This is a genomic window from Tibeticola sp. (assembly GCF_022759015.1).
Lineage (GTDB): Bacteria > Pseudomonadota > Gammaproteobacteria > Burkholderiales > Burkholderiaceae_C > Tibeticola > Tibeticola sediminis.
Genome location: NZ_JAEMQB010000063.1, coordinates 1 through 8,179 on the forward strand (window position 1 = coordinate 1; position 8,179 = coordinate 8,179).

6 protein-coding genes are annotated in these 8,179 nt (G+C 67.0%); 3 read left to right on the forward strand and 3 right to left on the reverse strand.

The annotated features are described in order from the left end of the window. Positions 1 to 195 precede the first annotated feature (195 nt). Both JHC36_RS03745 and JHC36_RS03750 read right to left on the reverse strand, forming a co-directional pair. Positions 196 to 1,122 carry a GNAT family N-acetyltransferase gene (locus JHC36_RS03745; RefSeq protein WP_287916035.1) on the reverse strand — a complete coding sequence of 309 codons (927 nt, stop codon included), beginning with the start codon at positions 1,120 to 1,122 and terminating at the stop codon, positions 196 to 198. A gap of 25 nt (positions 1,123 to 1,147) precedes the next feature. Further along, positions 1,148 to 2,851 (reverse strand): PIG-L family deacetylase, encoded by a 1,704-nt coding sequence (locus tag JHC36_RS03750; RefSeq protein WP_287916038.1) that lies wholly within the window; start codon positions 2,849 to 2,851, stop codon positions 1,148 to 1,150. A 339-nt stretch (positions 2,852 to 3,190) separates the two neighbouring features. Here JHC36_RS03750 and JHC36_RS03755 point away from each other — a divergent pair, with 339 nt between their 5' ends. Genes JHC36_RS03755 through JHC36_RS03765 form a run of 3 tightly spaced genes read left to right on the forward strand, consistent with a single transcriptional unit; the run spans position 3,191 to position 7,334 of the window. After that, entirely contained in the window at positions 3,191 to 5,083 is a 1,893-nt protein-coding gene (locus JHC36_RS03755; protein ID WP_287916041.1) for a glycosyltransferase, read from the forward strand. Next, positions 5,080 to 6,198, forward strand: a complete 1,119-nt coding sequence (gene wecB, locus JHC36_RS03760) for a non-hydrolyzing UDP-N-acetylglucosamine 2-epimerase (protein WP_287916044.1) — start codon at positions 5,080 to 5,082, stop codon at positions 6,196 to 6,198. Before JHC36_RS03755 ends, wecB begins: the two co-directional genes overlap by 4 nt. Then, positions 6,195 to 7,334: a glycosyltransferase family protein gene (locus JHC36_RS03765; RefSeq protein WP_287916047.1), complete on the forward strand. Its 1,140-nt coding sequence runs from the start codon at positions 6,195 to 6,197 to the stop codon at positions 7,332 to 7,334. Before wecB ends, JHC36_RS03765 begins: the two co-directional genes overlap by 4 nt. On the opposite strand, the gene JHC36_RS03770 is transcribed toward JHC36_RS03765, so the two are convergent. After that, a partial coding sequence (locus JHC36_RS03770) for an ABC transporter ATP-binding protein (protein ID WP_503006832.1) occupies positions 7,335 to 8,179 on the reverse strand: 845 nt, incomplete at its 5' end.

Sequence of the window (8,179 nt, forward strand, 5' to 3'; positions counted from 1 at the left end):
CCGGCTGAGCTATGGGGTTTATCTGTTGCACATGGCGTGGCTGCCGGTGGCGGTCTTTTTTCAGAAAGTTTTGGGAGCTTGGCCAGCGCTATTGCTGGGTTTGGTGCTCCTGTTTTTGAGTGCTGAGGGGCTGCATCGGGCGGTCGAGGCGCCGGCTCGTCGCTGGGGCCGACGGTGGGCGCAGCGGCGCGCGGCTCAAAAGACGTCGGTATCGCCCGGCTGAAACCGGGGCAGCGGCCAGTCGGGGTGGAAGCGTCCGTTACCGCTGATCTCCACCGCGATGATCGGAGTCGCGACCATCGGAAAATCCCCCGGCAGCCAGCAGCGCCAGCCGCCGGTTCGGCTGGCCGCAGCCAAAGCGGCCAGTGCTGGCCGCAGTGGCAGGTCTGCGGGCAGACTGGCGTCGATCACCTCAGGTGAGTCGGCTTCGCGCGTGACCAGCCAGCCCTGGGGCGATGCCCAGGTGCGGCGCAGCAGCCAAAGGCGGTAGCGCTGCGTGGGATGACGAGCGTAGCGCCAATCGAGGTAGGCGGCGGTTTTGAGCAGGCCGATGCCGGCAACCGATGGCGCCGCGGCGCGGCGCCAGAACGCGGCCAAACCTGGATCGCGCAAGGTAGACCACGGCACGGCCTGCGCACGCCAACCCTGGGTGGCGCGCCAGCGCGCGAGCAGCCCGCGCGGAGGGTCGCCGCCTTGCTGCGCCGCACAGGTGTAGAGCCGCCGGTAGAGACCCATGCGCTCCCCCAGGCGCGCGGGGCGTATGCCCGGGAAGCCGTAAATAAACATCGGCCACGATGCAGGGCCGAGGTGCTGGAGCGTGTCATCGAGCGCACGCATGAGCTTGCGGTAGAGGTTGCCCGGGCCCAAATCGCCACGCACCTGGGGATGCACCATGACGTCGCAAACTTGAACCCAGCGCAGGGATTGGTCGCCCCAACGGCCCTCGAACATCTGCGCGCCCACATGCGCCACCAACTGGCCGTTCGAACCCACGCCGACCAGATTGGTCGATGCGAGGACGGGAGCCTCGGCAAACTTCCAGAGCCACTCGCCCGGGCTGCGGGGTTGGCCAAAGACCGCATGGAAAAGTGAGCACCCAGACTCAATGTCATGAAGGGCCATGGGCCGTATATCCACTGCTTTCATTTCAGTCGCCACGCAAGGCTCGGGCAAGCACTCGCAAGGGGCGGGTCCAACGCCAAATACGCGAGCGATGAATCAGGGTCAGCTCAACCTCAGCGGCGCGCAGCCGGGCCTCGGTGTCGTGCAGCCGGGCCTCGGTGTCGTGCAGCCGGGCTTGGGTCGCTCGCAGTTGGCCCTGGGTCGCCTGCCAGGCGGTCTCGCGCGCATCCAACGCGACGGCATGCCAGACCAGGATGTCTGCCGCCTGCGCGGCGGACCATCGGGAGAGCTCGCGCTCGAGGATGCGGCGATGCCAGACAGCCCAATGTTGCGGGTGCGCGGGATTGGCCAGCTGCGAATGTCCCTGGCCCTGGCGGTAGAGCGCACTGATGCCGGGCACATGCTCGAAGGGGCCGATCGCGGCGAGCTGGCACCAGAAGTGCCAATCTTCGAGCACGGGCAGGGTTTCATCGAAGCGGACCTGCGCGCGCCGCGCCGCGTCGCGTCGGAACAGCACGCCGTGGATGGGAAGGAAGTTGATGCCCCTGAGCCGCTGGGGTGCCCAAGGCAGGTCGTACTCGCGGATGGTCTGGCCCGCCGCGTCGACGACGCGCACGCCCGCGTAAGCAGCAACGGCCTGTGGCGCGCGCTCGAGCGCTGCGACCAAGCGTTCGAGATGCTCGGGGAACAGCAGATCGTCATCGTCGAGAAAGATCGCCAGCGGCGCGTCGGCCGCCTCCATCAGCCGGTTCGCCGCCTGCGCCCGGCCGAGCGCGGGGCTCTGCGAGGCGCAGGCGTCCTCGGTTTCGGCCTCTGTCGGCTCGATGAGGTGACAGACCAGCGCTGAATCGGGCAGCGGCAGGGGCCGGTGGCGGCGGCCGCTGGCATTGAGCACCCACACTTCGACGTTGGGATAGGTCTGCGCCGCGACGCTGGCGAGCGCGTCGGCGAGGCAGTCGCGGTCCATGCTGCGGATAAGGACGGCGACGCGCGGCAGGTCGGCCGGTTGCAGCGCAAGCGCATGCGCGCGGCGCTGGGCAAACCATGCGGCTGCAGCCGGTCCTTGCTGCCGTAAGGCGGTCGCATCCACGGAAAAGAACGCCTCGGCCGCGGCGCAGCCCGTATGTCCGAACGCGCGCACGCGGGCAAGCGCCTGGGCCTGTTCGAGATAGGGCTGCACGCGCAATTGCGAGCCGAAGGCCTCGATGGCTGCCCATTTGCGCTCGGCAACCGCTGAGATATCGACCCAAACGTTGGGAATCGTAGGTGAGCCGACCTCGTAAAACAGCACGCGCTCGATGCCCTGCCCCGCCTCGAGCCGCTGCAACACGGCAGCGAGTCCGGCGAGCGCCACGGCTTGATGGTCCGGGTGGGGTTCGCTGAGGGCGGGGAGGAGCACCGTCTGGCTGGCGTGTTCGGCGTAAGCACGAGCCAGAGCGTCGATCAGCGCGGGGGAATGGCGCAAGCCACCATCTGGGAACCCCGACAGCGTGATCGGTGGGGCGTAGCCGAGCCGTGCGGCCGCCGCGGCCGACTCTTGCACGCGGCCACCGGCGTGTTGCGGCGGCCCCAAAGAGGGTTCGCCCTGCGCCTCGCCATGGGTGAGCAGCAGCACCTTCGGGTCGAGCCCGGCGTCGGCCAGCTGCGCGAGCAAGCCGCCCGCGCCGAGCACCTCGTCATCGGGGTGGGGGGCGACGCACAGGACACGGCCGAGCCCTCGCGGCTCCAAAGCGGCTTGGTGAGCGGGGTGGGTCAGCGCTGGTTCGGGGGAGCGGTCTAGCATGAAGGGCAGAAGTCGTTGTGTGCAGCCAGCGCCGGCTATTCCGGCCCCGTTGCTGGGCTGGAACTACACTTTGTGGTTTTTGTCGGCGACGCTCGTCGCAAAATCGTGATGCTTCGCGAACTCTATCACCGCCTCCCATTGCCCCCGAGTTGGAAACGCTGGCTGCAGCAGCAGCGCCGTCGCTGGCAGGCAGGACCCGCAGCCGCAGGCTGGCATAAAGCAAGGACGTCGACTGATCTCGGCCCCGCCGCCAAGCCGGGTATTCGTGACTGGGTGTTTTTCGGCGTGATCGACTGGCACTTTCGCCACCAACGGCCGCAGCAATTGGCACTGGCGCTGGCGCGTCAAACCGGGGGGCGGGTGTTCTACCTCACGCCTCATCTGCTCCCGCAGGCCGACGTGGGGTATGCGGTCGATTGCATCGATGGTGCGGCTGCGGTGTACCAGATCGCGCTGCATGCGGCGACGATCCCCAATATTTACGAGCACATTCCCGACGTCCAAGCCTTGGCCCAGTTGCGCGCTGGCCTGGCGCAGCTTTGGCAGAACGCGGGTATCGACTCCGCCGTGTGCGTGGTGCAGCACCCGTTCTGGCTGGAACTGGCCCGCGGCTTTGGCGATGCCCTGCTGGTCTACGACTGCATGGATCACCACGCGGGCTTCGACAACACGGCCCCGGCCCATGAGGCCCGGGAACTGGAACTGCTGGCGCAAAGCGACCTGACGATCGTGACTTCGGACTTTCTCGAGGCTTGGGCGCGGCCGCACGCGCGCGCCGTGGCGATGGTGCGCAATGCGGCCGATGACGCCCACTTTCGGCAAGCCGCGCGACCCGAGGCCTTGGACCTGCCGCCCAAGCCGCGGCCGGTCGTGGGGTACTACGGGGCGATTGCAGGCTGGTTCGACGTGGCGCTGGTCGATGCGCTGGCCGGCCGTTTCCCGGACGTGGATTGGGTGCTGGTGGGCGACGACACCGCGGGTGCGCGCCGGGCGTTGGCGCATCATGCCCATGTGCGCCTGCCCGGGGAAGTGCGCTATGCCGAACTGCCGCGGTGGTTGGCCACATTTGATGTATGCCTCATCCCGTTCCAACGCACGCCGCTGACCATGGCAACCAATCCCGTCAAGGTCTATGAATACCTGAGCGCCGGTAAGCCCGTGGTCGCGACCGATCTGCCGGAACTGAGCCCGCTCGCGGCCGAGGGGCTGGTGGCGCTGGCGCGTGATGTCGACGGCTTCGAGCGCGCGATCCGCGCCGCGCTTGCCGAGTCTGCCGACAAGCGGCAAGCGGCCGAGGCTGCGGCGCGGCGCATGGCCTACGCCCAGCAACAGACCTGGGACGCGCGGGCACGAACGCTGCAGGCGGCGCTGCAGGCTCTGCCCGAGCCGAGCGTGAGCGTGGTGGTGGTCTGCTACAACCAGTGGCGACTGACGCAGCGCTGCCTCGAGAGCTTGGAAGCCTGCGCCGACGGTGTGCCGCTGCAAGTGATTGCGGTCGACAACGCTTCGCGCGATGAGACCGCGGAGGGCTTGGCGCGTTGGCAAGCCCAGGATCCCGAGCGGCGTCGAGCGATCATCCAAGCCGAAAACCTCGGCTTCGCGGGTGGCGTCAATGCGGGCATGGCCCATGCGACGGGGGATTACCTGGTGGTGCTCAACAACGACACCATCGTCACACCGGGCTGGGCGCGAGGCCTGCGGCGACACTTCGAGCGCGAGCCGCAGCTGGGCTTGCTCTGCCCGGTGACGAACAACATCGGGAACGAGGCACGGGTGGAATTGCCGGGCGACGGGCCTGAGGCCGTGTTGGCGGCAGCGCGGGCCTACACCCGGGTGCACGCCGGACAGTGGATGCGTTTGCAAACCGCGGCCTTTTTCTGCGTGATGCTGCCGCGCCGGGTGTGGGCGCAGATCGGGCCGATGGATGAGCGGTTTTTCCCCGGCTTCTTCGAGGACGACGACTATTGCCGCCGATTGCAAGCGGCGGGCTATGAGATCGGATGCGCCGAAGATGTGTTCGTCTACCATGAGCTCTCCGCCAGCTTCGACCAGGAAGGGGCACGGCGCAAACAGGAGATCTTCGAGCGCAACCGGCGGCTCTATGAAGAAAAATGGGGGCACTGGGAGCCGCACCGTTATCGTGCAAGCACCGCCGAAGTGCTGGAGTCGTCGGAATGAAGCGCTGGCACCTGGCGGTTTTGGTCGGCACCCGGCCCGAGGCGATCAAGATGGCTCCGGTGATTCGAGCCATCGAGGCCGTGCCCGACGCCCGTTGCAGCTTGGTGCTGACCGGACAGCATCGCGACCTGGTGCAACCGATTTTGGACTTGTTCGGGCTGCACGCCGTGCATGACGTGCAGGTCATGCGCGAACACCAGTCGCTCGGGGCGCTGACGGCGCGGGCGCTGGCGGGATTGGACGCTTGGCTCGAAGCGGCGCAACCCGATGCGGTCTTGGGTCAGGGCGATACGGTGAGTGTGCTCGCAGGCTCGCTGGCGAGTTTCTTCCGGCGTATTCCGTTTGCGCATGTCGAAGCGGGGCTACGCACCCAAAACCCACTGCTGCCGTTTCCGGAGGAAATGAATCGCCGACTCACGGCGCAAGTGGCACGCTGGCATTTCGCGCCCACCGAAGGCGCACGGAGGGCCTTGCTGCGCGAAGGCCATCCCGCGGCCCACATCGAGGTGACCGGCAATACGGTGATCGACGCCTTGCTCGAGGTGTTGGCGATGCCCCGCCCGGCCGACTTGCCTGGGGACGAGGGGCGTCCCTACGTTTTGGTGACGGTCCACCGCCGGGAAAACCACGGCGACGCGCTGGTCCGGATTACCGATGCCTTGCGCGCCCTGGCGCAGCGATACCCCGGGATCGATTGGATTCTGCCGGTGCATCCCAACCCCTCGGTACGCGGAGCGGTGCAGCGTTTTCTGAGCGGATTCGCCAACATCCGCTTGATCGAACCCGTGCCTTATGGCCATTTTTGCTGGCTGATGAAAGGGGCGCGGTTGATTTTGTGCGATTCTGGCGGGATCCAAGAGGAAGCCCCCGCACTCGGGGTGCCGGTGCTCGTGCTGCGGGACGAAACCGAACGCCCCGAAGCGGTCGCGATCGGCGCCAATCGCTTGGTTGGAACGACGACCGAGGCGATCGTGGAGGGGACCCGGGCCTTGCTGGAGGATGACGCGCTCTACGCGCGGATGGCCAGTGCGGGCTCGCCGTTTGGAGATGGCCACGCCGCCGAACGCATCGTGACGCGCCTGCTGGGCGACCTGCGTGCCAGCGAGCGCCGATGAAACTGCTCTACCTCTCACCGGTACCCCTGGCGAGTTTCGCCCAGCGGCCTCATCACTTCGTGCGCTGGGTGCATGAGCGCTTTGGAGCGCAGGTGTTGTGGATCGAACCGCCGCCGGCGCGCCTGCCACGATGGTCGGATGTGTCGAGACTGCGTCCGGGGGCGGGGCGGAAAGCCGCCTTGGCGGACGCTTGGACCCAAGACGCCTGGATCCAGCGCTTGCGCGTGCCGGCCCTACCCTTCGAGCCTTGGTCTGCGGGCCGTGCGATCAACGAACGGCTCCAGACCCGGGTGTTGCGGCAACTCGACGCCTGGGTGGATGGACAAACCTGGCTCGCGTTTGGGAAACCCTGCGCACTGGCGCTCGCGCTGCAGCGCCGTTATGCCGACCGCCCCAGCTTGTTCGACGTGATGGATGCCGTCCCGGAGTTCAGCAGCGAGCCATCAAGGCAATGGTTGTCCCAATGCGAAACCCAGCTGGCGGCATGCTGCGACCAGGTGGTCGCGTCGGCACCGTCGCTGCTCACGCGCCTGGGGATCGACCCCCCAGACACGCGGGCCTGCGTGATTTCGAATGGCCTGGTGCCGCCCGACCCCGGCATGACCACGAGGCGCCTGCCATCACCGGAGGGGCCGCCGCGATTCGTCTACGTCGGCGTGATCGCGTCCTGGTTCGATTGGGAAGCCGTGCTGGCTCTGGCCCGGCGTTTTCCAGCTTCGCCGATCCGCTTGATCGGTCCCTGCCACCAAGCGCCGCCCAGTGCCTTACCGTCCAACGTTCAACGGCTCGGTCCGGTGGCCCATCAAGCGCTCGATGCCGTCTTTCTGGAAGCGGACATCGGACTCATCCCCTTCCTGGACAACGCATTGACGCGCCATGTCGATCCGGTCAAGTTCTACGAATATCGCGCGGCGGGACTCGGCGTTTTGAGCACCCGGTTTGGCACGATGAATGCGCGCGGCCCGAGCGATCAGGTTCTGTTCTTCGACGCGCAACCGAGCGCGCCGGCCCTGCGTGCGCTGGCCCAAGCCGCCGCCGATGAAGCCGCGCGCGCCCGGTTTTGCGCCGAGCATGCGTGGACGCGGCGATGGGAGCGACTGGCTCCCTGGTTCACCGCCGAGACGAATGGGCGGTAACTACGGACCCCAGCGGCCGGACCAAACGAAGAAACCCAAATCCAGCGTGTCGCGGTGAAGGTTGATGTGGGCGACCGGATCGATCCATTGGTAGACGTGGATGCCACGTTCGCACAGGATGTAGGCGCCGACGCGGTACCGACCTTTGTTGAAGGGTAAATGGTCGCACTCGAAAACCGCCGTCGCACGGCCCTGCCGGTCGCGGGTCAGTGGCCGTCCACTACTGAGGGAAAACTGCGTCGCCAGAATGCGCCCCGATTCGGAGGAAAGGACGACTGCCGCCGTCGGTGCGGGCAGCGCGGGATCGGACTCGAGGTCGATCTCGACGCGCAGCGTCGATGCCCCGCTGCGGCCGTAGAGTTCATCCCCGACCTGCCCGTCGAGCGCCACGCGGACCACCACCAGGCGCGCCTGGCCTTGCAGCGATTCCGGAGCTTGAATCGGGTTGCTTGCGTGCGGCGGGTCATGGGCCGCATGGGGCGCGACCACCGGCGGCGCGGCTGCTTGGTCGAGAAACTCTTGATAGTGCGCCAAAACCCGAGTCACCTCGCCTTGCTCACGCACCCGGCCTTCATGCAGCCACATCGCCGTGTCGCAGAAGACCTCGACATGGAAGAGCGCGTGGCTGCAAAACAAGACGGTGGCACCCCTTTGGCGGATTTCCATGATGCGGTCGAAAGACTTGCGTGCGAACGCCCCGTCGCCGACCGAAAGCGCTTCGTCGACGATGAGGATGTCGGGCTCGACGCTCGTGGCAATCGAAAAAGCCAGCCGCACATACATGCCGATCGAGTAGGTTTTGACGGGCTGGTCGATGTGATGACCGATGCCCGAAAAATCGATGA

Coding starts and splice junctions, on each gene's coding strand:
- JHC36_RS03745 (WP_287916035.1), bottom strand. CDS start 1,122: ATGGCCCTTCATGACATTGAGTCTGGGTGCTCACTTTTCCATGCGGTC.
- wecB (WP_287916044.1), top strand. CDS start 5,080: ATGAAGCGCTGGCACCTGGCGGTTTTGGTCGGCACCCGGCCCGAGGCG.
- JHC36_RS03765 (WP_287916047.1), top strand. CDS start 6,195: ATGAAACTGCTCTACCTCTCACCGGTACCCCTGGCGAGTTTCGCCCAG.